The sequence below is a fragment of the Faucicola osloensis genome (genome assembly GCF_020041925.1).
GTDB classification, from domain to species: domain Bacteria; phylum Pseudomonadota; class Gammaproteobacteria; order Pseudomonadales; family Moraxellaceae; genus Faucicola; species Faucicola osloensis_D.
Genome location: NZ_CP083409.1, coordinates 74334 through 99285, shown reverse-complemented (window position 1 = coordinate 99285; position 24952 = coordinate 74334). Strand labels below are relative to the sequence as shown.

19 protein-coding genes, 1 tRNA gene and 5 pseudogenes are annotated in these 24952 nt (G+C 35.3%); 23 read left to right on the top strand and 2 right to left on the bottom strand.

Annotation, left to right across the window (positions count from 1 at the left end):
• The first annotated feature begins 64 nt into the window (after positions 1 to 64).
• The 4 genes from LAJ61_RS00425 (at position 65) to LAJ61_RS00410 (ending at position 4535) form a co-directional block, all read left to right on the top strand.
• Positions 65 to 1447 carry a 3-oxoacyl-ACP reductase gene (locus LAJ61_RS00425; RefSeq protein WP_224054047.1) on the top strand — a complete coding sequence of 461 codons (1383 nt, stop codon included), beginning with the start codon at positions 65 to 67 and terminating at the stop codon, positions 1445 to 1447.
• A 257-nt stretch (positions 1448 to 1704) separates the two neighbouring features.
• Positions 1705 to 2601: a MaoC family dehydratase gene (locus LAJ61_RS00420; protein WP_224054046.1), complete on the top strand. Its 897-nt coding sequence runs from the start codon at positions 1705 to 1707 to the stop codon at positions 2599 to 2601.
• Positions 2602 to 2698: 97 nt separating this feature from the next.
• On the top strand, positions 2699 to 4045 hold the full coding sequence (locus LAJ61_RS00415; RefSeq protein ID WP_224054045.1) for a serine hydrolase domain-containing protein: 1347 nt from the start codon (positions 2699 to 2701) through the stop codon (positions 4043 to 4045).
• A gap of 70 nt (positions 4046 to 4115) precedes the next feature.
• Positions 4116 to 4535 carry an HIT family protein gene (locus LAJ61_RS00410; RefSeq protein ID WP_224054044.1) on the top strand — a complete coding sequence of 140 codons (420 nt, stop codon included), beginning with the start codon at positions 4116 to 4118 and terminating at the stop codon, positions 4533 to 4535.
• Between the two features lie 40 nt (positions 4536 to 4575).
• Here LAJ61_RS00410 and modA read toward each other — a convergent pair whose 3' ends face one another.
• Entirely contained in the window at positions 4576 to 5517 is a 942-nt protein-coding gene (gene modA, locus LAJ61_RS00405) for a molybdate ABC transporter substrate-binding protein (RefSeq protein WP_224054043.1), read from the bottom strand.
• Positions 5518 to 5757: 240 nt separating this feature from the next.
• On the opposite strand from modA, the gene LAJ61_RS00400 reads away from it, so the two are divergent.
• From LAJ61_RS00400 to LAJ61_RS00310, 19 genes and pseudogenes are all read left to right on the top strand, one after another.
• A tRNA-Leu gene (locus tag LAJ61_RS00400) sits at positions 5758 to 5844 on the top strand.
• Positions 5845 to 6150: 306 nt separating this feature from the next.
• Entirely contained in the window at positions 6151 to 7269 is a 1119-nt protein-coding gene (locus tag LAJ61_RS00395) for a polysaccharide biosynthesis/export family protein (RefSeq protein WP_224054042.1), read from the top strand.
• A gap of 16 nt (positions 7270 to 7285) precedes the next feature.
• Positions 7286 to 7717 (top strand): low molecular weight protein-tyrosine-phosphatase, encoded by a 432-nt coding sequence (locus LAJ61_RS00390; protein ID WP_224054041.1) that lies wholly within the window; start codon positions 7286 to 7288, stop codon positions 7715 to 7717.
• A gap of 100 nt (positions 7718 to 7817) precedes the next feature.
• Positions 7818 to 9989, top strand: a complete 2172-nt coding sequence (locus LAJ61_RS00385) for a polysaccharide biosynthesis tyrosine autokinase (RefSeq protein WP_224054040.1) — start codon at positions 7818 to 7820, stop codon at positions 9987 to 9989.
• Positions 9990 to 10052: 63 nt separating this feature from the next.
• Positions 10053 to 10649, top strand: coding sequence for a sugar transferase (locus tag LAJ61_RS00380; RefSeq protein WP_224054039.1), 597 nt, complete (start codon positions 10053 to 10055; stop codon positions 10647 to 10649).
• A gap of 33 nt (positions 10650 to 10682) precedes the next feature.
• Positions 10683 to 11289: pseudogene (locus LAJ61_RS00375) on the top strand (polysaccharide biosynthesis protein); the annotation flags it as partial.
• Positions 11290 to 11331: 42 nt separating this feature from the next.
• Positions 11332 to 12627: an oligosaccharide flippase family protein gene (locus LAJ61_RS00370; RefSeq protein ID WP_224054038.1), complete on the top strand. Its 1296-nt coding sequence runs from the start codon at positions 11332 to 11334 to the stop codon at positions 12625 to 12627.
• Positions 12624 to 13754 carry a non-hydrolyzing UDP-N-acetylglucosamine 2-epimerase gene (wecB, locus tag LAJ61_RS00365; protein ID WP_224054037.1) on the top strand — a complete coding sequence of 377 codons (1131 nt, stop codon included), beginning with the start codon at positions 12624 to 12626 and terminating at the stop codon, positions 13752 to 13754. Before LAJ61_RS00370 ends, wecB begins: the two co-directional genes overlap by 4 nt.
• Before the next feature lie 43 nt (positions 13755 to 13797).
• Positions 13798 to 14223, top strand: a pseudogene (locus LAJ61_RS00360) (IS1 family transposase); the annotation flags it as partial.
• 72 nt (positions 14224 to 14295) lie between these two features.
• Positions 14296 to 15002, top strand: a pseudogene (locus LAJ61_RS00355) (IS1 family transposase).
• 37 nt (positions 15003 to 15039) lie between these two features.
• Positions 15040 to 15306, top strand: a pseudogene (locus tag LAJ61_RS11195) (IS1 family transposase); the annotation flags it as partial.
• Positions 15307 to 15441: 135 nt separating this feature from the next.
• Positions 15442 to 16461 carry a glycosyltransferase family protein gene (locus LAJ61_RS00345; protein ID WP_224054034.1) on the top strand — a complete coding sequence of 340 codons (1020 nt, stop codon included), beginning with the start codon at positions 15442 to 15444 and terminating at the stop codon, positions 16459 to 16461.
• Between the two features lie 470 nt (positions 16462 to 16931).
• Positions 16932 to 17633, top strand: a pseudogene (locus tag LAJ61_RS00340) (IS1 family transposase).
• 178 nt (positions 17634 to 17811) lie between these two features.
• Positions 17812 to 18930, top strand: coding sequence for an EpsG family protein (locus LAJ61_RS00335; protein ID WP_224054033.1), 1119 nt, complete (start codon positions 17812 to 17814; stop codon positions 18928 to 18930).
• Positions 18920 to 19747, top strand: coding sequence for a glycosyltransferase family 2 protein (locus tag LAJ61_RS00330; protein ID WP_224054032.1), 828 nt, complete (start codon positions 18920 to 18922; stop codon positions 19745 to 19747). Before LAJ61_RS00335 ends, LAJ61_RS00330 begins: the two co-directional genes overlap by 11 nt.
• A gap of 1 nt (position 19748) precedes the next feature.
• Positions 19749 to 20861, top strand: a complete 1113-nt coding sequence (locus LAJ61_RS00325; RefSeq protein ID WP_224054031.1) for a glycosyltransferase family 4 protein — start codon at positions 19749 to 19751, stop codon at positions 20859 to 20861.
• Positions 20842 to 21228 (top strand): glycosyltransferase, encoded by a 387-nt coding sequence (locus LAJ61_RS00320; protein ID WP_224054030.1) that lies wholly within the window; start codon positions 20842 to 20844, stop codon positions 21226 to 21228. The genes LAJ61_RS00325 and LAJ61_RS00320 overlap by 20 nt, the downstream gene beginning before the upstream one ends.
• Positions 21229 to 21357: 129 nt before the next feature.
• Complete coding sequence (locus tag LAJ61_RS00315) at positions 21358 to 22497, top strand: glycosyltransferase family 4 protein (protein ID WP_224054029.1); 1140 nt, start codon at positions 21358 to 21360, stop codon at positions 22495 to 22497.
• Positions 22498 to 22623: 126 nt separating this feature from the next.
• The gene (locus LAJ61_RS00310) at positions 22624 to 24075 is read left to right on the top strand and encodes a capsule assembly Wzi family protein (protein WP_224054028.1); all 1452 of its coding nucleotides are present in this window, start codon (positions 22624 to 22626) and stop codon (positions 24073 to 24075) included.
• Positions 24076 to 24134: 59 nt separating this feature from the next.
• Here LAJ61_RS00310 and LAJ61_RS00305 read toward each other — a convergent pair whose 3' ends face one another.
• Complete coding sequence (locus tag LAJ61_RS00305; RefSeq protein ID WP_224054027.1) at positions 24135 to 24911, bottom strand: ferredoxin--NADP reductase; 777 nt, start codon at positions 24909 to 24911, stop codon at positions 24135 to 24137.
• Positions 24912 to 24952 lie beyond the last annotated feature (41 nt).

The window sequence follows — 24952 nt, the reverse complement described above, 5'->3', positions numbered from 1 at the left end:
ACTTACTGTTTAATTGAGCCTTATCTAATAGCCTAAGCAAAACCAACTATTCAAAGGAGTCCTTATGTCAGACCATTATTCCGAATTCGTTCAAAATCCATTGGGACGTAAGATTGCCCAAAATTTGGGTTTACCGATGCCAATTAGTCTTGAGCGTTACAAAGACGGTCAAGCGCCTGTGACAGGCAGTGTCATTTTTGGGGTCAGTGAAAACGCTGTCTTAGCAAATGACATCGCCAAAGTCTTGGCGAATGTGCAAGCGGATGTCTATCTAGACCCCAATGAGTCAGCGCGTGATGCTTTACAAAATGCGCAGATTAACGCCGAGCAGTTTGGCGCAAATCAGTATTTTAAAGTGGCAATTTTCGATGCTTCAGGTATTAACACAACCCATGACCTGAAACAAGTTTACAACTTCTTTCATCCGATTGCGCGTTCGATTGACCGCTCAGGTCGAGTCATCGTCATTGGCTTGCCACCTGAAAAATGCACCAGTATCGCACAGGCAGCAGCCCAGCGTGCTTTAGAAGGATTTGTCAAATCTGTCGGTAAAGAGTTTAAGCGCGGTATCACAAGCCAGCTTATCTATGTAGACCCAAATGCGGCGCAAAACCTTGAATCTACGCTTCGTTTCTTTGCCTCACCGCGTTCTGCTTATGTCTCAGGTCAAGTGGTGAGAGTGGGTGAAGGCAACCCAGTCACGGTTGATTGGCAAAAACCTTTAAAAGATAAAACACTGGTGGTAACTGGCGCGAGCCGAGGTATTGGCGAAGCCATCGCGAAAGTATTATCGCGTGATGGCGCACATGTCATCTGTGTCGATGTAGCTGCACAGCAATCGGACTTGCAAAAAGTGGCAGGTGAGATAGGTGGCTCTACTTTAACATTAGATATCACAGCTGACGATGCCGGCGAAAAAATAGCCGCAGCAGCAGCCAAACGTGGCGGCTTAGATGGTATTGTGCACAATGCAGGCATAACACGTGATAAGACATTGGCAAAAATGGATGATAACATGTGGGATGCCGTCATGAACGTCAATCTCAATGCGGAAGAAAAAATTGATGATTACTTACTCAGTCATGACAGTTTCAATGAAAACGCGAGAATTGTATGTGTATCATCCATTAGCGGTATTGCGGGCAATTTGGGACAGACCAATTATGCCATGAGCAAAGCTGGCGTGATTGGTGCGGTACAAGCGACTGCGCCTACGTTAAACAACGGTATTACCATCAACGCGGTAGCGCCAGGATTTATCGAAACCCAAATGACGGCTGCTATACCTTTTGCGATTCGAGAAGCAGGTCGCAGAATGAACTCAATGAGCCAAGGCGGTTTGCCGATTGATGTGGCTGAAACTATCGCTTGGCTGGCTTGCCCTGCATCGGGCGGCGTCAATGGCAATATTGTCCGCGTCTGTGGGCAAAGTGTGTTGGGCGCTTAATTTTGACGTTGTAAAAAAAATCAGTATCGAAAATATCGCTACTGATTTTTTTTCATTATTTTTTCTAAGTCAAACTTAAACTAAGCTTTATGCAAAAAATCAACAATTAGATTGTGACATTCGATTATAATAAACTAAGTTCTCAGATTTTGAGATCTGACGGTAATGAAAAGTAATGGAATATACCCGAACACTATCTAATCAAATAGCCATTTGTTGGCTCAAGCTTAAAAAGTAAAAAAGTAAGGACAGTCTGTATGTCAGACCAAAATTTTAGTCGTTTGCCAAAGCCGCACACCACCTATGCTAATATTATCAAAAGTTTTTTACCGATTGGTGACCAAGACAAATCAGCCAATGCGGTGTTGCCCAATGCTACTTATAGCGTCAATACGCTTGAAATCGATCATGATAACTTAGCCGATTACCGCAGAATTTGTGGTTTTGAAAACAATAGCTACGTGCCGCCGACGTATTTTGCGGTGCTGTCGCAGTCGTTACAGATGAACATGATGGTCAAAGAGCCATTTCCCTTTGCGATGCTCGGCTTGATTCATGTGCAAAACAGTGTTACCCAATATCGGCGCATTAAAGATAGCGCAATTTTTAAAATGGCGGTGAGCTTTGCTAACCTGCGCGACCATGATCGTGGTAAGCAATTTGATTTTGTCACTAAAGTTTTTGAAAAAGATGAGCTGGTTTGGGAAGGGACTTCGACGTATTTATCACGCCAAAAACGTCAAAAAACGACTCAAAAATCATCGACGACGCAAGTAGAAGCCAAGCCTACACTTGATGACAATGATATGCATGAATTCTGGGAAATTCCCGAAGATATTGGGCGTCGCTATGCGTTTGTCTCTGGGGATTTTAATTTGATTCATTTGCATCCTTTATCCGCCAAAGCATTTGGTTTTCCAAAAGCCATTGCCCATGGTATGTGGACAAAAGCAAAATGTTTGGGTGCGTTGGGCGATTTGCCAGAGAGCTTTACCTGTGATGTAACTTTTAAATTGCCGATTTTCTTGCCCTCTGAAGTGGAGTTTATCGCAAAATTTGATAATCGTGACGAGCAGGTGGAGTTTGGTGTTTATGATCCCGCTACACCAAAAGCCAATTTGATTGGGAAAATCACCCAAGCGCAGGCTAAATAATAGCGACAGAAAAATTTCAATAAAGGGTCAATGTTAAGTGGCTATTTTTTAGCAGGGTGTTTTTTAGCACAGGATTTTTTAGGATGCTATTGAAGCAATGAAGGATTTAATGGATTATCAAGCGCTCAATCAAAACCTAGCACAACTATTGTCACAATTTGATCTTAATCAAAAGGTAGGTGGCTGCAGTCTGGTCATTTTTCATGAAGGTAAAGCGGTCACTCAACTGGCTCATGGCGTAGCAAATATTGATAAAACTAACCAGCAAATTACCCCTTGGCAGCCATCCACCCTGTCGCTGAATTTTTCGACAGGCAAGGGCATACTGGTTACGTTGATTCATATTTTAGTGAGTCAAAATCTTTTAGCATATGATAAAACCCTTGCTAGTTATTGGCCAGCATTTGCCCAAAATGGCAAAGATAGTGTCACTTTGCGCGATATGCTAACGCACGAATCAGGATTATTTAATATTGTCAGTATTACAGAACACGCCAAAGACATGCTAGATTGGCAACTGATGCTCAGTAATGTTGAGCAAATGGCATTAAATAGTCCAACTAATACGCATAGTTCAGGTAGTAGTTCAGCTAATAATAAGCAGCCTATTAATCAATCAACCGAATCCAATGCGGATTCTAGCGCGGCTTATAGTGCCTTGGTATCAGGCTGGGTATTGGGTGGGCTGATTGAAAAAGCAACCCAATTGCCCTTGCAGAAAGCGCTAGAATATTATTTATTGGAACCGCTTAATTTGGTCGGTCAAGTCTACTTTGGGGTACCCAAGGACAAAGTCGAGCAGGTTGCCGGTCAAATACGTGCCAAAGAGACTCAGTCCAAGCCTTTACTCACTCAAGATGCTGACTCAACGCTACAATTTTATCAATCCCTGCCTTTTTACCCAGCTTGGTTAACATTGTCTCAATCGGACAGTCCCTTGACGACGCAGGCCATTAACGCGCTGTATTTTCAACCTGCTAATATCAATATCGAAGATTATAAGTCAGCACTGGTACCCATCGGTAGCAGACAATTTAATTACTATCACCCTGCCACGCTACAGGCAAAAATTCCTGCCGCAAATGGTGTCGCCAGTGCGATAGCGTTGGCTACAATATATGCAATGCTTGCAAATCGCGGTGTTTGGCAAGGTAAAACGCTAATCAATTCTGCTGTTTTTAAGGCGCTTTCAACCATTCATAATGAGCAATTTGACAAAATCATGCCAGCGGTGATGGCATGGCGACTCGGTTACCATCGCGTGTTTAGTCTGTTCCATGATGTGTCTGATGCATTTGGACATATGGGATATAATGGGTCAATGGCTTGGTGTGATCCCAGTCGCGCATTAGCAGTCAGCTTTGTACATAATTATGATGTCACTATGCTGGGTGATGATCGACAATTTATCTTAAATGAAACCATATTAGATTTTTTTGCTTAGCCTAATTGTTAAGGCTTATTTATTAGCCTCGTTTTTTAGCCTCATTTAAACAATAAAAGGAATGTAATCTATGCAGTATGACAATCAAAATATTTTTGCCAAAATTCTTCGTGGTGAGATTCCTAGCCATAAAGTGTATGAAGATGACAAAACGCTTGCCTTCATGGATATCATGCCGATGGCAGAAGGGCATGTTTTAGTCATTCCAAAATGTGAAGCCGTTGAATTGTCGGATATGCCAGCAGATTACATTGTGGCAGTTTTCAGCACCGCGCAAAAAATCATGGCAGCGCAGCGCAAGGTATTTAACCGCCAAGGTATTGTGCAGATGCAGTTAAATAATGCAGAGGCAGGACAATCGGTATTTCATTACCACGTTCATTTGATTCCAAGCAGTATCTATCATCTCGGCTTGCATGAAGATCGACAAGGCGATCATGAGCGTCTAGCAGCGCTGGCTAATCAATTAAAATCAGCGATAGCAAATTAATTAACTGCTTGTAAGTAGCAAATGGTTAAAACCCGATCACTTATTTGCAAGCCGGTAAGATGGTGGTGGAGGTACAAATCGGCAAAAACCCCGCATCGGTTAAAACATCTTGTGCTTTTGCCGATTTTAGGTAATCCACAAAGATTTGACTGGTTTCAGGGTGATTCAAAATTATCCCATCTTGCAGAATTGGCGGATAACTATCTTTAGGTAGTATCAAATAGTTATTGGTTAGTGTTTTCACATTTTGAAGGACATTGTCATTGGGTTTATTCAATACTTGCGAGAGGCTTACAAATCCAAAATCTGCTTTTCCACTATCCGTTAACGCAAAAGTTTCATCTAGAGTATTGGTATATACAATCTTAGACTTTATATTATTATAAAGATTTTGATTGACCAACCAGGCTTCTGCTGCCACGCCATAAGCTAAACTCTTTGGATTGGCTATCGCTAAACTAAAGGGTTTATTGTCAAGCATCAACTGATCGAGCGTGGTTGTAGGGCTAATGTCCATGGGGTATTTATGACTATAAAGCACTAGCTGACCCCGAGTATAAGTAAAAGGCGATGATGTATTACCTTTAACACTGGCAAGCATTTGCTTTGGATAACTCTGATTACCCGCTAAATAAATATCAAAGCTTTGAGGATTGGCATTGACCGTATCATACAGCGCAGCATTGGGCTCAAAGGTAATTTGAATCTTTATATTCGGGTAATTATGGTTAAAATCTGATACCAAAATAGGCAATACCATGCGAAGAGTGGAAAAAGCGGCTATATGTAGATTCTCAATCACTTTAGGTGAAGAAGCGGCAGGCGCATTCTTTGAGATAGCTTTGGTAGGTTCTTTGGCAGATTGGTTATTTGACGTCGTTGAATTTTGATTACTATTTGATGAATTACAACCTGCTATGAATGCTATGATAATACATAGCATTATGTTAAAACAGATCGTGGCAGGTTGATTAAAAGTCATAAATTAACAAATTTAACTCGAGTTTTTAGCGATATTATGATTAAGTGGTGGGCAAGAATACTATACAAAGTAGTGAGTGAGTGTGTAAAAAACGTATCGATTTTATTGAAAAATTATTTTTATCTATTTTTGGTTGGAAACAGAAATAATGAAAATAGTTGTTGCAAAAAAAAATAAAGTTGCTAAAATACCACCCCACATAGCCGATTACAGATAAACTAATAAGCTATAGCCATCTATGCCAGTGTGGTGAAATTGGTAGACACGACGGATTCAAAATCCGTTGCCTTTAAAAGCGTGTCGGTTCGAGTCCGACCACTGGTACCAAATTAAAGCTCCTAATTATAGGGGCTTTTTTTTGAACTAAAATTGCTGTATAAAAGAATGATTAAGGTATTATTTTTAATTGTTTATCAAGCAAATCTATAATACTATAATGGATTAAGTATTATTGAAAATAAGAGTTAGGGCTTTTTTCAGTAATTAACATGATAAAGTGAAAGGTCATGATACCTATGTCGCTTACTTAAATTTACAAAATTTACAAGCGTGTAGCATTAAACTTTTATTACAATTACGCACCATATTGATTAGAACTGTTAGATTTTGCCTTTTATTCTAGGAGATTGTCCCATGTTAGCAAAGCTCATAAAATTGTCTCCTATCATTTTTGCACTTTCATTTGCTGGATGTAGCTCTAAGACAGCAATTACTAGCGGTATGAATGTTGGTAAATTGCCTGAATCGACAGTACCCGACCAACCCGTGTCATTTGTAGCAGATAATGGCATTCGTTTTAATGTGACCGAATTAACCGCAAATAATATCCCAGTACCTAATCTATTAGGGCCGAGAACAATCTCATTTCCGCCTGTCTCAAAATCCGCTGCAACCTATAGTACAATTGCAAAAGGCGATGTGGTTGAAATATTCTTACCAGCATATCCTGAAATTACCCCTGTCGTGCAATCGACAGGGAATAATATTTATGCCAATGGCTACCTGGTCGACCAAAGTGGTTTTCTGCAGTTTCCTATGATAGGGAGAGTGAAAGCTGAAGGGTTAACAGTTTCACAACTTACCAACCAAATAGCTAGCCGTTTATCTCGATATCTTAAACATCCTGATCCGCAAGTTCGTGTACTTTCCTACCGTGGTAATAAATTTTATGTTGATGGCCAGGTAAAATCGCCTGGGCAATATGACATTGCAGATCAACCCGTCAATCTTTATACCGCTATCAGTATGGCAGGCGGTACCATTAATACCTCAGATACCAATAACATTCAGCTGATACGCGATGGTAGAAGCTATAACTTTGGTTTTAAATCACTACAAAATGCCGGGTATTCCCCAAATTCTCTATATTTGAGAAATGGTGATACTATCAAAGTCGGTGATATTACCAATCATAAAGTCACGGTAATGGGTGAGTTTACTAAACCGAGTACTATCCAAATTCCTGATAATGGGTTAAGTTTGATTAGTGCAATTGGGGAAGCCAACGGTATGGTGCCCACCTCTGCAAATGCCAAAAAGGTATACGTATTAAGAGAAAATAGTTACCAAAACGAGTCAAATATTTATCATATTGATTTAACCTCGATTACAAATTTTTCAGTTGCAAATCGATTTAAAATGCAGCCTGGTGATGTCGTGTATGTAGATCCAACAGGTCTGACGCGTTGGAATCGTGTAATCAGTCAAATATTGCCATTAACTTCAATTACAAGTGTGGCTAGCAGTTTTTAATGAATGGAAAGTAACGATGTCATTTAAAAAAATTTTAGTGGTATGCGTCGGTAATATCTGCCGCAGCCCCATCGGTGAAGCGTTATTACAGAAACAGCACCCTAATCTACTCGTAAAATCAGCGGGCTTAAGTGCATTAGTGGGCGAAGGGGCTGATGAAAAAGCCATTCAAGTGATGGATGAATGGCATGTTGATATGCGTAGTCATCGTGCCCAGCAGCTTACCCAAGAATTGATGCAAACCTATGATTTGGTACTTTGTATGTCCAAAGATCAAGAGAATTGGATGAAACAAAATTACTCAAGCCAACGTGGAAAGGTATATCGGATTGGTCACTGGATAAATGAAAATGTAGCCGATCCTTATAAACTGCCTATTGAGAAATTTTATGAAAGCCGCGAATTGCTCAATAAAGCCGTAGAAAGCTGGAAGGATAAATTAGCGTAAATTCTGACCCTAGCCAGTTTTTCGAAATTATAAGAAAGATTTATTTATTCTGTAACAATTAAAATGTATTTTATCGTAGTTTAGCATCAAGTGAGTAAGCATGGATCAGAAAGTAAATGATGATGAAATTGATTTAAGAGCATTAATCGCAACTTTGTTAAATCATTGGAAATTAATTTTATCAATGCTGTTGCTTGGTTTACTAGGCGGTCTTTATTATGCCCAGTCGGCTACGCCAATCTATCAAAGCAATGCGTTAATTCAAGTTGACAAAAAATCCTCAGGCGTTTCTGCATTGGGCGCGGACGTTGCCGATCTTTTAAATGCACAAGATGGTTCTGCGCAAACAGAAGTAGAAATCATCAACTCTCGTATGATTCTTTGGCCTGTTATCAATCAATTGCATTTAGATTTAAATGTCAATCAGCTTAAAGATAGTTTCTTAGACAAATTACTGATCAAGAAAAGTGTTCTAGTTAGTCATACAGACAATGGTGTGGGTAACTTAAAGGTGGGACTTTGGATAGCTGAATTTAATGTCCCTTTGGTTTATCAGAACAAAATTTTCACTTTAACTGCCATAGACAGCCAAAATTTTAAACTGATCTCTCCTGATGGCGGAGAGTTTACGGGTAAAGTTGCAACGGCATCGCGTTTTAAAACCAGTGCGGGTAATATTGATATTCAAGTGACCTCATTAGCCCCGGGTTATTCTTATAACTTGAGTAAACTTACACCGGCTAAGGCGATAGAAAACCTTAGAAAAAATCTTGCGGTGGCTGAAAAAGGTAAACAAACGGGCATTTTAGACGCTTCACTTACAGGCGCTAATCAAGATGAAATCACTAATACCTTAACGCGTATCGTAAAAATGTATGAAACGCAAAATCTTGATAAAAGTAGCGCGGAAACGACTAAAACCCTTGCATTTATGCAAGAGCAACTGCCTAAACTCAAATCGAAACTCGCGGAAGCTGAAGCAAAATTTAATAATTTTCGTGAACAAAATGCGACAGTTGATATTGATAAAGAAGCTGAACTAGCTATCACAGTAAGATCTGAGATTGAAACCAACCTTCGTGAACTTGAGCTAAAACGAGCAGAATTATCTGAGCGTTATACGGATGAATATCCGGTATTAAAGCAATTAAATATGCAAATACAAGAGCTGAAAGACAAAGAAGATGCTCTTAAACAAAATATTACGCGTATTCCAGAGGTTCAACGTCAGTTTTTAGAATTATCGAGTGACGTTAAGATTAGTAATGAAATTTATTTAAATATGCTCAAAAATTATGAGCAGCTTCAAATTGTCAAATCTGGGCAATTGGGTAATGTACGTATTATAGATTTACCTATTAATACCTATGAACCTATCGCACCAAAAAAACCGCAAATTGTCCTAATTGCGACACTTTTAGGTTTGATGTTAGGTATCGGGTTAGCATTCTTAAAATCATTGCTGTTCGCGGGCGTGAAAGATTTAGAAGAACTAGAGAACAATACAGATATTCCGGTGATTGGTGTCATTCCTCATTCGCCTCGATTAACGCGGTTGTTAAAAAGTAAATCAACTAAAATACCATTGGTTGAGCAAATCGAACCTGAAGGGATGGTCAGTGAAGGCTTTAAGTCCATTCGCACTCATTTATTGTTTAATGCAACAAAAACCGATGGCAATACGTTGTTAGTGACTAGTGCAGGCCCTGGTATTGGTAAGTCATTTATTTCAGCAAATCTTGCCGTGGCAATGGCAATGACAGGTAAACGTGTCCTGTTAATTGACGCGGATGCTAGGTTAGGTCATCTGCAAGATCGATTTAATTTGCCAAATATCAATGGATTGGTCGATTATTTGGTTGATGATACGATTGATGCGGCTAATAGCAGCTATATGATTCAAACCACACTATATGAAAATCTGCATTTTATACCTAGGGGCAAAGGCCATAGCCACGCTTCAGAATTATTATTAAATGAAAAAATGAAAGCGCTTCTAGATTTTTATCGTCAGTTCTATGATTATATCATTATCGATACCTCACCTGTAATGGGCACTTCAGATGCGCTATCGATAGGGCAATTGGTGGATGCAGTCTTATTTGTCGTACGATATGACGTTTCAAACGTAAAACAGGTGAATTATGCAATCGAAAAACTACAACGTGCGAATGTAAAAGTAGAAGGGATTATTTTCAATGATGCTAAGCAGTCTTTAATTGGTGCCTATAATTATCACTATGGTTATGAATATAAATCAAAAAATTCTTAGCGGTTAAATTAAAAAACTGAATTCCAAATTTGAAATAAGATCATATTATTTAGGGTAAGTTTTATGATAAAAAGAATATTTGATATTTTTGTTGCAATAGTAGTCTTAATTGTCCTATTGCCTATCTATATTTTAGTTTCGATGTTGATTTGGATTTTTATGGGCAGACCAATTTTTTTTATTCAAGAAAGAGCTGGAATACATGGAAAACCATTTAATATTATTAAATTTAGGACCATGAAAGAATTGTTTGATAAAAAAGGTGAATGCCTACCCGATGAAAAAAGAATTACTAGAATTGGTAAATTTTTGAGAGCAACTAGTTTAGATGAATTGCCTCAGATATTTAATATTTTGAAAGGTGAAATGAGCCTCGTAGGTCCTCGTCCACAAATGTACGAATTTATGGAACATTATTCTGAAACGCAAAAGCGTCGACACGAAGTTCGACCTGGTATCACGGGATTAGCGCAAGTCAATGGTAGGAATAATTTATCATGGGAGGAGAAGTTTAAATTAGATGTTGACTATGTAGATAATCATAATATGATTATGGATTTGAAAATCATATTAAAAACGGTAGTTGTCTTACTTAAACGTGAAGGAATTAATAATCCTGAGGTAACTGTGGGAGCAACTAGATTTATGAATGATTCTTAGAACCTCTATTCACAAATTTAATTAAACTAGATCAGACGCGTGGCAGAGTTGGCGTGTCAAGCGATGGCTGCAGACAAATCAAAAACCACTATCAGTATGGTCAGATTTGGTAATGTATTAGGGTCATTGGGTTCTGTCGTACCGCTGTATAATAAATAAACAAATTGCCGCAGGAGGGCCTATCACCCTGACGCATCCAGACGTGACAAGGTATTTCATGACGATTCCTGAAGCATCTCAGCTGGTTATCCAAGCAGGTGCAATGGCACATGGTGGCGAGGTATTTGTGCTGGATATGGGTGAGCCTGTTAAAATAATGGATCTCGCCAAACGTATGATTACGTTGAGTGGACTTAAAGTTAAAGACCAAAATAATCCGAATGGTGATATTGAAATTGTTATTGCGGGTTTGCGCCCCGGTGAAAAACTGTATGAAGAGTTAATCATCGATGGGGATAATATAGAGAAGACTCAGCATCCTTTAATTATGAAAGCCAAAGAACGTTTTTATAGTGTTGATGAAATCAAAAACGTAGTAGATGCAGTTCAAATTCAAAATAATAGTACTAAAGATACGCAGTGGCTTAGAGCTCAGTTTCTAAGATATGTTGAGGGCTATAAGCCTAAAAGTTCTACTTGACTCACATATTTAGAATAGGAATTAATTTAGTTGGTAACATATATGCTAATTAGTAAAATTAAGAATCTATTTAGTGATAGTTTATATAATAAAATTTTTACTAATAGTTTTTGGATCTTATCTGGGAATATAGTTTCAAAATTAGTATTATTAGTTGCCACAATTTTGATGACTAATTATCTGAGTAAAGAAGAGTATGGGCAGTTTGGAATAATTAAATCCACTATTTTAATGTTCGTTATGTTTGCAAGCATGGAATTAGGTATAACTGCTACTAAGTATGTATCTCAATATAAAAATTCTAATAGATTAAAAGTAGAAAATATTGTTGGGTTATCAAACTTATTTTCAATTATTGTAAGTTTTATATTAGCTATTACTGTATATTTCTTTGCATCTAATATTGCTAATCAAATAAACGCTCCTAATTTAACTAAAGAAATACAAATAAGTTCGTTTATTTTATTTTTTGCATCATTAAATGGTGTACAAGCAGGAATTCTAGCTGGGCTTGAAAGATTTAAAGAATTATCAATTAACACTACTATTGCTGGTTTATTTTCTTCGATTTGTTTAATTATAGCCTCAAAGTTCTATAGTTTAAGTGAAATTGTTATTGCATTTGGCTTAAATTATGTATTGCTATTTATTCTTAACTTCTTAACTTTAAGGAAATTTTTCTATAATTCTTATAGTGTTAAACTTTTTAGTTTAAATAATTTTAATGAGTTGGGGGTTATTTGGCGCTTTAGCTTTCCCGCAATCTTAGCAGGATTAATGGTAAGTCCAGTAACATGGATTTGTAACTATTTATTAGTGAATCAGGTAAATGGTTATCATGAAATGGCAAATTTTGATATAGCTAATCAATGGAGAAATACCATACTTTTTATACCCTCAGCTTTATCGCAAATTGTTCTGCCTTTATTGTCATCTTCAATTGAAGATCAGAAGAATTATAAAAAAATTTTTAACATTAATCTTAAAATAAATTTTTACCTAGGTTCTGGTTTAGCACTGCTATTTACTATTCTTTCTCCATTAATTATAAAATTATATGGAGAAAATTATCAAAATGCATTGTTACCTATGGTAATAATGTTTATTACTACAGCTATTATTACTGTGAATAATGTGATTGGTCAAGCCATTGCCAGCCAAGATAAAATGTGGTTAGGATTTATAGTTAATTCAATTTGGGCGACTAGCTTAATATTCTTCACCTATGTAACAATTAATATTTATAATATGGGTGCATTAGGTTTAAGTGTTTCTTTTCTTATTAGTTATATTATTCATACTTTTACACAATTCATGGTAGTGAGAAATAAATTATGACAAACGTATTGCTGGTATTTGGTACTAGACCTGAAGCTATTAAAATGGCTCCATTAGTTAAAGCTTTTAAAGATGATAAAACATTTGAGACGAAAGTTTGTGTTAGTGGTCAACATAGAGAAATGCTTGATCAGGTTTTGGATTTTTTTGATATTGAGCCAGACTATGACTTAAATTTAATGAGACCAAATCAAAACTTATATACATTAACTTCAGATATTATCATTGGTTTGAAAGAAGTATTGGAAGATTTTAAGCCTGAATTTGTATTTGTTCATGGTGACACAACGACCACTCTTGCAAGTAGCATTGCAAGTTTTTATTCTGGTGCAAAAGTTTGTCATGTGGAAGCAGGGCTTAGAACTTTTAATAAAAGATCTCCTTTTCCAGAAGAAATCAATAGGAAGATTACAGGAGTGATTGCTGATTATCATTTTGCACCTACTCAAAAATCTAAGGATAATTTATTAGCTGAAGGTGTAAATGAAGAAACAATAATAGTTACAGGTAATACGGTTATTGATGCTTTATTACAAAGTTCACAAAAAGTTGAAAATATCAACAATCTGGAAATTGAGTTTTTAAAAAGTATAATTATCAAAAATAAAAAAATCATATTAGTAACGGGTCATAGAAGAGAAAACCATGGACAAGGCTTTATTAATATCTGTGAGGCATTAAAAGATATTGCAATTAATAATAGTGATGTTCAAATTATTTATCCTGTTCATTTGAATCCAAATGTAAAAGAACCTGTTTATAAGATTTTATCGAATATCGATAATATTAAATTAATTAATCCTTTAGCTTATCCAGCGTTTGTTTGGTTGATGAATCAATCTTATCTTATTATTACCGATAGCGGTGGAGTACAGGAAGAAGCGCCAAGCTTAGGAAAGCCAGTACTAGTTATGCGAGAAACGACTGAACGCCCTGAGGCAGTTGAGGCAGGTACTGTGATATTAGTAGGAACTGATAAAGAAAAAATTAAGAGGGAATGCGAAAAACTTTTAAATAATCCAACATTATATAATGCTATGAGTGAATTACATAATCCATATGGAGATGGTAAAGCATGTGAACGGATATTAAATTTTGGTACTGGTCTGAAAAGTATGCTGAAGTAGAAATAAAAAAGACAGCGTGAGAAAAAGATGATAATTTGAGGTTATGAAGACACAAATTACAATCAGATGCCCAAGCTGTCTGGGTTTAAGTATAAAGAAAAATGGCTGGAAAATCTATGGTAAACAGAATTATCGATGCAAAGACTGCCATCGGCAATTCATCCATGAGACAGATTTAAGCTACCAAGGATGCAAAAGCGAAATCAATGCCAAGATACGTTTAATGTTAGTACGAGGCTGTAGCATTGCTGATATTGTTGTCATTGAGAAAGTTAGCAAGTACAAAGTATTAAGCGTTTTGGTCAATTCAAACCATGATATAAAACCCAAACAACGCTATTACCGCAAACTGCAAGTTGATGAGTTTTGGACGTATGTAGGGCATAAGAAGAACAAGGTATGGCTAGTCTATGCATACGACTCAGATACCAGTGAGATTGTTGCCTTCGTATGGGGCAAACGCAATCTGGTAGTGGTATGAAAAGTATGCTGGCATAGAAATAAAAAAGACAACTTGGGATAAAGATGATAATTTGAGGTTATGAAGACACAAATTACAATCAGCTACCCAAGCTGTCTTAGCAATAGTATAAAGCGTAATGGCTGGAAAATCTAATCTATGGTAAGCAAAATTACCAATGTAAAGATTGCCAACGTCAATTTATTGATGAATCACAACTAAAGTATAAAGGCTGTCAATTACATATTGAAGCCAAGATACGGTTAATGCTCGTTCGAGGTTGCAGTATTGCTGACATTGTAGTTATAGAGAAAGTCAGTAAATACAAAGTATTGAGTGTCTTAGTCAAATCAGCGCATCAAATCAAACCTAAGAAACGCTACTACCGAAGAATACAAGTTGATGAGTTTTGGACGTATGTAGGCCACAAGAAAAACAAGGTTTGGCTTGTGTATGCCTACGACCCAGATACAAATGAAATCGTCGCCTTTGTTTGGGGTAAGCGCAACTTACAAACAGCTAAGCAACTGCGAGCAAAGCTTAATAAGCTAGGCGTTGACTTTGGCTATGTGTGCTGCGATAACTGGGACAGCTTTTTAACGGCATTCGACTTTGATTTCAAGAAGGTAGGAAAATGCTATACCGTTGATATCGAAGGTAATAACAATCGTTTCAGACATAGGCTTAGGCGAGCTTTTAGAAAGACCTGTTGTTTCTCCAAAAAGCTCACTAATCATTTAAAAGCCTTTAATTTACTGTTTCACTACGTCAATTATGGCTGGGTCTAGTGAGCATACTTTTTAGGCCACAGCCCGCAATCTAAAGACGGCTAGGGAGCTAAGAGCCAAGCTTGATGCGTTGGGTATTGACTTTGGCTATATCTGCTGTGATAACTGGGATAGTTTTTTAACCGCCTTTGATTTTGACTTTAAACAAGTAGGTAAACGCCATACGGTTGATATTGAAGGCAACAACAATCGCTTTAGGCTTAGGCGTGTATTCCGAAAGACGTGTTGTTTTTCTAAGAAATTAGAAAATCATTTTAAAGCATTCGATTTACTGTTTCACTATGTCAATTATGGCTGGGCATAGTGAGCATTCTTTTTATACCACACCCTAATTTTTATCTTTAGATGTTATAATTCTGATGTAAAATAATTCATTGAAAAATTGCTTCACTATAATAGTCATTTTATTCTCAGTGAGGTTTTGATTTGGTAAGTATATATGAAAAGACAAAATGTGGGATTCTATTTGCCCAAAGGTACTGTTAATGATGCAACTGAGTATTATTGTAAGTTAATAGAAAAAAGTTTTTCAAATGAAAAATATAGTGTAATTAAAACAGATGATTATAAAGATGTTAAAGACAAAGACATTATAGTGACTATACGGCCTATTGATTGCCTTAAAATAATAAGACAAACAGGAAAGCTGATTCATTGGTTTCAAGGAATTGGTCCTGAAGAATATATATTATTACATGGTAATAATCCTAGATCCTTTATAATGTATTATGTACTATGTTTTATAGAGAAATTGGTACTTAAAAGAAGTGATTTGTGTATTTTTGTATCAGATAGTATGAAAAAACATTACGAATGTAAATATAAGTTAGATTTAAGTCAAAAATCTGTAATTATACCTTGTTACAATAAACATATAGATAGATTTGCTTTTAAAAACAATATGAATAAGCTTGATAATCTTAATTTTGTTTATGCAGGTGGGCTATTTGCTTGGCAATGTATTGATAAGACATTATTAATTTTTAAAGAAATTCAAAATTTTAATAATTCAGCCACACTGACTCTTCTAACAAGCGATATAAAGAAAGCACAGGAACTGATAAACAAATATCAATTAAAAAATGTTCTTGTTGATTATTGCGAACTAAATAAGCTTCAAGCTAGATTAGCTCATTACAAATATGCTTTTCTAATTAGAGAAAATCATGTCGTTAATAATGTTTCTACACCAACAAAAATGAATTCTTATTTAGCTGCAGGATTAATACCAATATATACCAATGTAATAGATGCTTTTGAGGCGAATATAAATCTAGGTGACTTTGCTATTAAGATAAATCCTGACAATACAAACAAAATAATTGCTAATAAAATTCTTGAGCACCATAATATTAAAATCGATATGGATGAGTTTTTAGAAAAATGTGAAAAAATTTTCGAAAAATTTTATAATGATGATATCTATATAGATAGATTAATGCAAACTATTGACACTTAATCAATACTTGATATAAAATATTAATTTTTATGAAAAATCTTTGTTTATTTGTTAAAATTTTACTACCCTAAGTTATTTATTAATGTGTTTTAGTGATAAGAAAATTATGCTCACAAAGAAATAAGAAAGAAAAAGCAAGAAAATGATGATAATTTAAGGCGTTGAAGATACCAATCATTATCAAATATCCAATGCTTAAGTTTTCTAAGTTTAACTATAAAGAAAGATGGCAAAAAATCTATTGCAAATTGAACTATCAATGTAAAGAATATCATTGATAATTTGTCCATGGATCAGAACTAGCTATAAAGGATGTCAAAGCCGTATCAAGAACGAAATAAGCTTAATGTTATTTCGATGCTGTAGCATTATCAATATCGTAATGATTTAAAAAATCGGTACTAGTCTGAAAAGTATGCTGAAGTAGAAATAAAAAAGACAACTTGAGAAAAAGATGATAATTTGAGGTTATGAAGACACAAATTACAATCAGATGCCCAAGCTGTCTGGGTTTAAGTATAAAGAAAAATGGCTGGAAAATCTATGGTAAACAGAACTATCAATGCAAAGACTGTCATCGACAATTCATTCATGAAACGAAGCTAAGTTACCAAGGCTGTAAAGGCGATATTGATGCCAAGATACGCTTAATGCTAGTTCAAGGCTGTAGTGTTGCTGACATTGTTGTCATTGAGAAAGTTAGCAAGTACAAAGTATTAAGCGTTTTAGTTAATTCCAATTACGAGATAAGACCTAAACGACGCTATTACCGCAAACTGCAAGTTGATGAGTTTTGGACGTATGTAGGGCATAAGAAGAACAAGGTATGGCTAGTCTATGCATACGACTCAGATACCAGTGAGATTGTTGCCTTCGTATGGGGTAAACGTAATCTGAAGACGGCTAGAGAGCTAAGAGCCAAGCTTGATGCGTTGAGCATTGATTTTGGCTATATCTGCTGTGATAACTAGGATAGTTTTTTAACCGCCTTTGATGTTGACTTTAAACAAGTAGGTAAACGCCATACGGTTGATATTGAAGGCAACAACAATCGCTTTAGGCAAAGGCTTAGGCGTGTATTCCGAAAGACGTGTTGTTTTTCTAAGAAATTAGAAAATCATTTTAAAGCATTCGATTTACTGTTTCACTATGTCAATTATGGCTGGGTATAGTGAGCATTCTTTTTATACCACAGCCAACTATTTAAATGCCTTTGATCTACTATTTCACTTTGTTAATTATAGCTAACTCTAATATACGTACTTTTAAACTATAATCTTATATAGTTAGGAAATGTTTTAGTAAGTATTTAGTATTTGCTTAATCTAATATCTCGATGGTTATATATTAATGAAAGAAAATTTGATAGGATTAAATGAATACTATTTATATTTCAATATAATATATATTATTACTGCTTATTTTGTAATCTTAAATTCTATTTATTATGAAATCAGAAATAATTCGATTACTCTAAATAGATTATCACGATATTTTACAATAATAATTATTTTACTATTAATTTTAATAACAGGTTATAGAGCACAGAGTGTAGGTGCTGATACTGAGAATTATTATATATTATTATGGCAAGACACCCCCGAAATAAAATTTGATAATGAATTTTTATTTCCATTGATCAGTAAATTTCTTCAGTTTTTTGCTTTCGATTATACTGCTTTTTTATTACTTATAGCTAGTTTGTTTTTTATTTTTATATATAAATCTTTAGAGAATTACACTAGGTTTTATAAAGCTAATATTCTTATGGCTCAATTTTCCTTTATGTCTTTTTTCTTTTTTTCAAGTATGAGTATGAATGTAATCAGACAAGGCGTATCTTTATCTATAATACTGTATTCGTTTACACTGTTACTAAAAAATGATAATAAATATAAAGTATTTATATTTCTTATTCTCGCTATCTCCTTTCATTTAACATCTATAATTCCTGTTTTTCTGATATTTATTTCGTATTATTTATCGTCAAAGCAAGATAAAATAATCTACTTTCTTATAATAATTTATTTTATTGCACTTTATTTAGCCTTTATAGATATTGGATTATTAAATATTTCTCCTATACTTTCCAATGCATTAGGTAATAATAATAAAAATATATACATTAACGGTGAAACTTATGATTATGTCGTAGGTTTTAAACCACAGTTTGCTGCTTTTAATACTTTTTTTCTATTTATTGCTTCTTATGTTAGAAAGAACTTAACAAATCAAGTTTTGAAAAAACAATATGATGTAATATTTATATATTATATTTTAGCAAGTTCAGTTTTCTTTTTGGCTTTTCAATTGCCATTTTCTGATAGATGGGGATTATTTTCCTGGGTTATAATACCTTTTTTAATTATCCCTCTATTTTATTCACCATATTTAAAAGCTAAAATTAAAATACATTACATTTTAATGCTTATTTTAATTTACGTAGGGTTTAAATTTTATGCAAGCTGATAAAGATTTGATTAGTATTGGTATTCCTTTTTTTAATGCTGAAAAGTTCTTATCTAAGGCTATTGAGTCTGTCATTAGTCAGTCTTATGACAATTGGGAGTTACTATTGTTTGATGATGGTTCAAATGATGGATCGCTTAAAATGGCTAAAGGTTTTGAGCAACAGGATAATAGAATCAAAGTTTTTTCTGATGGTAAAAATAAAGGCTTGGGAGCCAGGCTTAATGAGTTAGCAGTATTATCTAATGGCGAGTATATCGCCAGAATGGATGCGGATGATATTATGCATCCAAAAAGATTAGAAACCCAATTACAAATACTTACAGAAAACCCCAGTATCAATGTATTAGGTACCAATGCTTATGTGATTGATGAAAATGATTTGGTATTTGGAATACGATACAGGCAGCAGTCTGGATTGATGAAGGTTAACCATTTTATCCATCCGACAATTATGGCAAAAAAACAATGGTTTGTTGATAATCCGTATGATGAAAAAGCAATACGTATTGAAGATGCTGAGTTATGGTATCGAACGAAGTCGTTTAGTGATTTTATGATAACTAATGAGCCTTTATTATTTTATAGAGAATTTGGCACCTTATATTATCCAAAATATTTGAAAGTAATACCGTCTTTAATATACTTAAATAAGAAGTACCCAATGGATAAATTTTGGTCTAGAGTACTGATTCAATCTGCATTAAATGTACCTTTATATTATATATCCGAAGTCTTTATGAAGTCTCATTATTTAAAATTAAGAAGAAATGAAGTTAACTTTAACACTCAAACTAGTTGTGAGGAATATATATAAAATGAAAGTTCTTCAAATAATTGATAGTTTACCTGCAACTAGCGGTGGTGCACGCTTTGTCACCAATCTGACAAAAAAGCTATCAGAAGAAGGTGTTGATGTAGAATTATTATTAATTGATGGTAACTGTAGTCATTTTCTCGATGAGATAAGACATGCTAATATTAAAATCAATATTTTAGGAGTTAATGTTAATCGCTTTCATCCTAAATTTATTAGAAAAGTTTCAAATTATTTAAATAAATATGATTTGATTCATGTTCATATATTTCCAACTTCTTATATTGTTGCGTTAGCTTCTCTAATTAATAAGAATACTGCACCAATTGTTTTTACGGAACATAATGCATTTAATAGAAGAGCAATAAACCCTGTTTTTAAATATCTGGAGAATTTTATATATTCAAGATTCAATAAAGCATTTGCTATTACTCCCGAAGTAAAAGATTTTCTGCTAGACAATCTAGACATAGATGATGATAAAATTAAAGTTATTATTAATGGTGTCGACTTAGATAAAATTATATCAGCAATTCCATTAGATAGATCGAAAATTGGCTTATCGGGTAATGATGTTATGATTTTAATGGCGGCAAGATTTTCAAAACAGAAAGATTATAATACTCTCATAAAAGCAATGGTACATTTACCTAATCAATTTAAGTTAATAATGTGTGGCGATGGTGAAGATAAAAATGGTTGTGAGGACTTAGTTAAGTCATTAAACTTAAGCGATAGAGCATTTTTTCTTGGTAATAGGGATGATATCTATAATGTAATAAAGTGTTCGGATATCAATGTATTAAGCTCTCATTATGAAGGTTTTGGTCTATCAATTGTTGAAGCGATGGCAGCTAGGAAACCTGTAATTGCGTCAAATGTAGAAGGAATGAGTCAAGTTGTTGATGGAGCAGGTTTATTATTTAATGTAAGTGATGATAAAAAGTTAGCGGAACATATTTTGAAACTTGGTATAGATGAAATATATTATGAAGAAATTAGCCAAAAATGCTATCAGCGAGCTCAAAATTATAGCTTAGAGGTGATGGTAAATAAATATATCAGTGAGTATAAAGAAATATTAAATGATAAATATGCAGTTAATCAAGCATAAATTAATTATAATCGGCACAATCGCATCGAGTCTTTATACCTTTAGAAAAGACCTTATCTTATCTTTAATTGATAAAGGTTGTACAGTTCATGCCTTTACCTCAGACAGTGATAAAGTAGAGCTGGCTAAAATTGCCCAATTAGGAGCGATACCTACCCATTACGCGCTTAGTCGAGGCGGTCTTAATCCTTATGAAGATTTATCTAACACGATAAGTCTTTATCAAAGAATCAAGAAAGTCCAGCCCGATATCGTCTTTAGCTATTTTATCAAACCAGTCATTTATGGCGCACTCGCTGCCAAAATGACTAAAGTACCCAGAAAAATTGCTATGATAGAAGGCTTGGGTTATGCATTTACTGTATAGCCAAAAGATTATTTTGAAAAAGCAATGCAACAATCCCTTAATTTTACTGATGAAAAAATCTCATCAATCAATATACGAGTTAGCAAAGCATTGAAGAAATCTTTTTATTAGAGAAATGGTGAGAAACTTATGAAGCAAAATAATAGAATACTCCTGATTGGTACAACAGCCGAATGCGTATATAATTTTAGAAAAGATTTAATTCTCACATTGGTAGCTAAAGGCTATGAAGTCTATGCTTTCACGACTGATTATACTCCTAGCGAACTCGAGAAAATTTCGGCATTAGGTGTCACTCCAGTATCTTATATTTTTAATAGGGGAGGGCTAAATCCACTTGATGAAATTAAAAATACTATTATTCTCTACCAAAAAATCAAAAAAATAAATCCTTATCTAGTCTTAAGTTATTTTGCTAAACCTGCTATTTTTGGTACTCTTGCTGCAAAAATGGCAAAAGTTCCCAGAATTTTTGCTATGTTAGAAGGGTTGGGTTATACTTTTACTGAGCAGCCAGAAGGGCTAAGTACTAAGACCAAATTTATTAAACAATCTCAAGTTGCATTATTTAAATTGTCATTACCGTTAGCAGATGGCGTTATATTTTTAAACCATGACGACCCAAAAGACTTATTAGAAAATAATAAAATACGAGTAAATAAGAAACATATTTTAGGTGGTATAGGAATAAACTTAGAAGATTTCTCATATGCAATAAGATATCCTGAAAAAGATATGAAATTTTTATTCATTGGTAGATTACTCAAAGAAAAAGGAATCCATGAATTTGTTCAGGCAGCAAAAATCGTAAAAAATCGGTATCCTAGTACAAAATTCATTGTCTTAGGGGGTATTGATAAGAGTAATTTAGGTTCCCTAACAGAAATAGAAATTAAGAAGTTAGTAGAAACAAACTTGATTATTCATCCAGGCAGAGTAGATAATATTGTTGAATGGATCGTAGAGAGTGATGTATTTGTATTGCCATCATACAGAGAAGGCATACCCAAAAGCACACAAGAAGCAATGGCAATTGGGCGTGCTGTCATAACGACTGATGTGCCAGGATGTCGTGAAACCGTAATTGATGGTGTTAATGGTTTTATTGTTCCCAAATGGAATTTCCAAGCTTTAGCCGAAAAAATGATCTATTTTATTGAAAATCCTAAAAAAATTACTGAAATGGGTAATGAAAGTTATAAAATAGCACAAGAGAGATTTGATTCTGCTAAGGTTAATGATCGGCTGTTAGAGATATTAAATTTATAATTCATATTAACGATATATTGACGCCTAAATTGTTAGCTGAAACGGGCAAAGAAATGATTAGCACTTTGTCGATCAAAAAATATTTTGGCTATATCGTTAAAACAGCGTTAGGTAAAGGAAGTGGTGATGCAGTTAAACAATATAAAATTTCTTAAGCTGCCTTTAGCAATTAGTGTGGCGCTATTGTGTAGTTTTTCTGCACATGCAGGTCAATTAGTTCAAATTGATAGTGATCTACGTCAAACACTTGAGATTTTAAAAATCAACGGCGTTCTAAATGTTGATATATCAACATGGCCGATTAGTTCAGAAGCCATAGAGACAGCCTTAAATCAAGCGCAGCCCAAATCAGACAATGATAAACTATTATTGAATCAAGTTAAACAAAAGCTTGAAGTCAACGATGTATCCAAGCTACAAATAGTGAGCAATGTCAATGGTGACGAGCGTGCTGTGTTCAGTGGATTTAATACAGAAGGCAATACGGTAACGCCTTTGGGTGTTAGTTTTTCTCATAGCCATGCAGGTGATAACATTGATTATAAAATTCAAGGCAGCTTAAATGTCGATGATGATGAGCCTAGCAAGTCATCTAATCTTGATGGCAGCTACCTCGGTACCAAATTAGGCAATTATCGCCTTGCCTTTGGTAGTATTCCGGTATGGTGGGGCAACGGGGTTGATGGCAGTTTAATTCGCAGTGATGCGGCTAGACCTGTCACGGGCTTTTTAATGCAGCGCGCCAATAATACTCCTATTAATTTTCCTGTGTTATCAAAACTCGGTAATTTTAATTATCAAATTACTGCTGGTCAATTACAAGATTATCAGGCAGTGCCTGATGCAAAGCTCATAGGTATGCGGGCAAGTTTTCAACCGCATGAAGCCTTTCAAATCGGTGCATCTCGTACAATTATGTGGGGTGGAGATGGGCGAGATGAAAGCCTGAAATCATTTGGAAAAGCCTTGACTGGTAAATATGACAATCCCGATAATGCCGAAAATGATATTTCAAACCAAATTGCGGGTATTGATGCACAATTAAACTTAAAACCTATCTTAAACCTACCAATGAGCCTATATGGTGAGTTTATCGGTGAGGACGAAGCAGGCGGTTTACCCAGTAAACACGCTTATTTGGCAGGGTTAAAAGGTGCCATTCCACTGTTTCAACAGCCTTGGCTCTGGCATGCAGAATGGGCGAATACCTATTATGATTTGGATAAAAGTGGTGTTATGTATAATCATTATGTCTTTACAGATGGTTATTATCAAAATGGCTTACCGCTAGGTCATCCGATAGGTGGCGATGGTGAAATTATTAGTGTGGGGCTGTCAGGTAATATTAACGCTAACAACCAGCTCGGGTTAAAATACGCCAACGCCAAAGTCAATCAATCTAATCAAGTGATTAATGCTGCCTTTCCAACCAAGCAGGACTTAGATATTGTCGAAGCCGATTGGAAACATAGATACAATGACAAAACCTCGGTTAAACTGGGTATTTGGGGTAAAAAAGACAGCATCAGCGATGATAAAGATGCGGGTGGTAATTTAATGGTGGAGTATACGTTTTAAGGTAATTAATAAAAAAGAGCCAAATGGCTCTTTTTTTAATTCAAATTACTGCTCAACTTTTACTGTTCGACAAAGGCGCGTTCAACCACATAATCGCCCGTACCGCCCATGCGTGGCGAGGGTTTAAGACCAAATTCATCGAGTAGTGCCGCCACATCTTTATTCATAGATGGGCTACCGCAAATCATTGCGCGGTCATCGCTTGGATTGATGGGTGGTAATCCAATATCTTGGAACAACTTGCCGGACTTCATTAAATCAGTCATACGCCCTTCATTGCGGAACGGCTCACGCGTGACCGTGGGGTAATAGATGAGTTTATCTTTAACGTATTCACCCAGTAGCTCATCTTCAAACAAGTCTTTTTCAAACATCTCACGGTAGCCTAGCTCACTCACATAACGTACGCCATGCACTACGATAACTTTCTCAAAACGCTCATACACTTCTGGGTCACGGGCAAGTGACAAAAATGGTGCCAAGCCTGTACCCGTTGCTAGCATATACAAATGCTTGCCAGAGTTTAGGTCATCAAGCACCAGGGTGCCAGTGGGTTTTTTGCTCACCAATAATTTATCACCCACTTTGATATGCTGTAAAATAGACGTCAAAGGACCATCTTGTACTTTGATAGAATAAAATTCGAGCTCTTCATCATAGTTGGTGCTGGCAATAGAGTAGGCACGCATCAAAGGTTTTCCATTGACTTCCAGACCAATCATGGCAAATTCACCATTGCGAAAACGTAAACCTGCATTACGGGTAGTTTTTAAGGTAAATAATGTGTCATTCCAATGATGCACATAGGTAACGGTTTCTTCATAAAATTTTGACATAGCGCCCAACCTTGTATTGGTCATTAATAAAATTAAAACTG

Coding starts and splice junctions, on each gene's coding strand:
- LAJ61_RS00370 (WP_224054038.1), top strand. CDS start 11,332: ATGCTAATTAGTAAAATTAAGAATCTATTTAGTGATAGTTTATATAAT.
- LAJ61_RS00410 (WP_224054044.1), top strand. CDS start 4,116: ATGCAGTATGACAATCAAAATATTTTTGCCAAAATTCTTCGTGGTGAG.
- LAJ61_RS00310 (WP_224054028.1), top strand. CDS start 22,624: ATGCAGTTAAACAATATAAAATTTCTTAAGCTGCCTTTAGCAATTAGT.
- LAJ61_RS00330 (WP_224054032.1), top strand. CDS start 18,920: ATGCAAGCTGATAAAGATTTGATTAGTATTGGTATTCCTTTTTTTAAT.
- LAJ61_RS00380 (WP_224054039.1), top strand. CDS start 10,053: ATGATAAAAAGAATATTTGATATTTTTGTTGCAATAGTAGTCTTAATT.
- LAJ61_RS00345 (WP_224054034.1), top strand. CDS start 15,442: ATGAAAAGACAAAATGTGGGATTCTATTTGCCCAAAGGTACTGTTAAT.
- modA (WP_224054043.1), bottom strand. CDS start 5,517: ATGACTTTTAATCAACCTGCCACGATCTGTTTTAACATAATGCTATGT.
- LAJ61_RS00415 (WP_224054045.1), top strand. CDS start 2,699: ATGAAGGATTTAATGGATTATCAAGCGCTCAATCAAAACCTAGCACAA.
- LAJ61_RS00315 (WP_224054029.1), top strand. CDS start 21,358: ATGAAGCAAAATAATAGAATACTCCTGATTGGTACAACAGCCGAATGC.
- LAJ61_RS00420 (WP_224054046.1), top strand. CDS start 1,705: ATGTCAGACCAAAATTTTAGTCGTTTGCCAAAGCCGCACACCACCTAT.
- LAJ61_RS00385 (WP_224054040.1), top strand. CDS start 7,818: ATGGATCAGAAAGTAAATGATGATGAAATTGATTTAAGAGCATTAATC.
- wecB (WP_224054037.1), top strand. CDS start 12,624: ATGACAAACGTATTGCTGGTATTTGGTACTAGACCTGAAGCTATTAAA.
- LAJ61_RS00320 (WP_224054030.1), top strand. CDS start 20,842: ATGCAGTTAATCAAGCATAAATTAATTATAATCGGCACAATCGCATCG.
- LAJ61_RS00335 (WP_224054033.1), top strand. CDS start 17,812: ATGAAAGAAAATTTGATAGGATTAAATGAATACTATTTATATTTCAAT.
- LAJ61_RS00425 (WP_224054047.1), top strand. CDS start 65: ATGTCAGACCATTATTCCGAATTCGTTCAAAATCCATTGGGACGTAAG.
- LAJ61_RS00395 (WP_224054042.1), top strand. CDS start 6,151: ATGTTAGCAAAGCTCATAAAATTGTCTCCTATCATTTTTGCACTTTCA.
- LAJ61_RS00305 (WP_224054027.1), bottom strand. CDS start 24,911: ATGTCAAAATTTTATGAAGAAACCGTTACCTATGTGCATCATTGGAAT.
- LAJ61_RS00325 (WP_224054031.1), top strand. CDS start 19,749: ATGAAAGTTCTTCAAATAATTGATAGTTTACCTGCAACTAGCGGTGGT.
- LAJ61_RS00390 (WP_224054041.1), top strand. CDS start 7,286: ATGTCATTTAAAAAAATTTTAGTGGTATGCGTCGGTAATATCTGCCGC.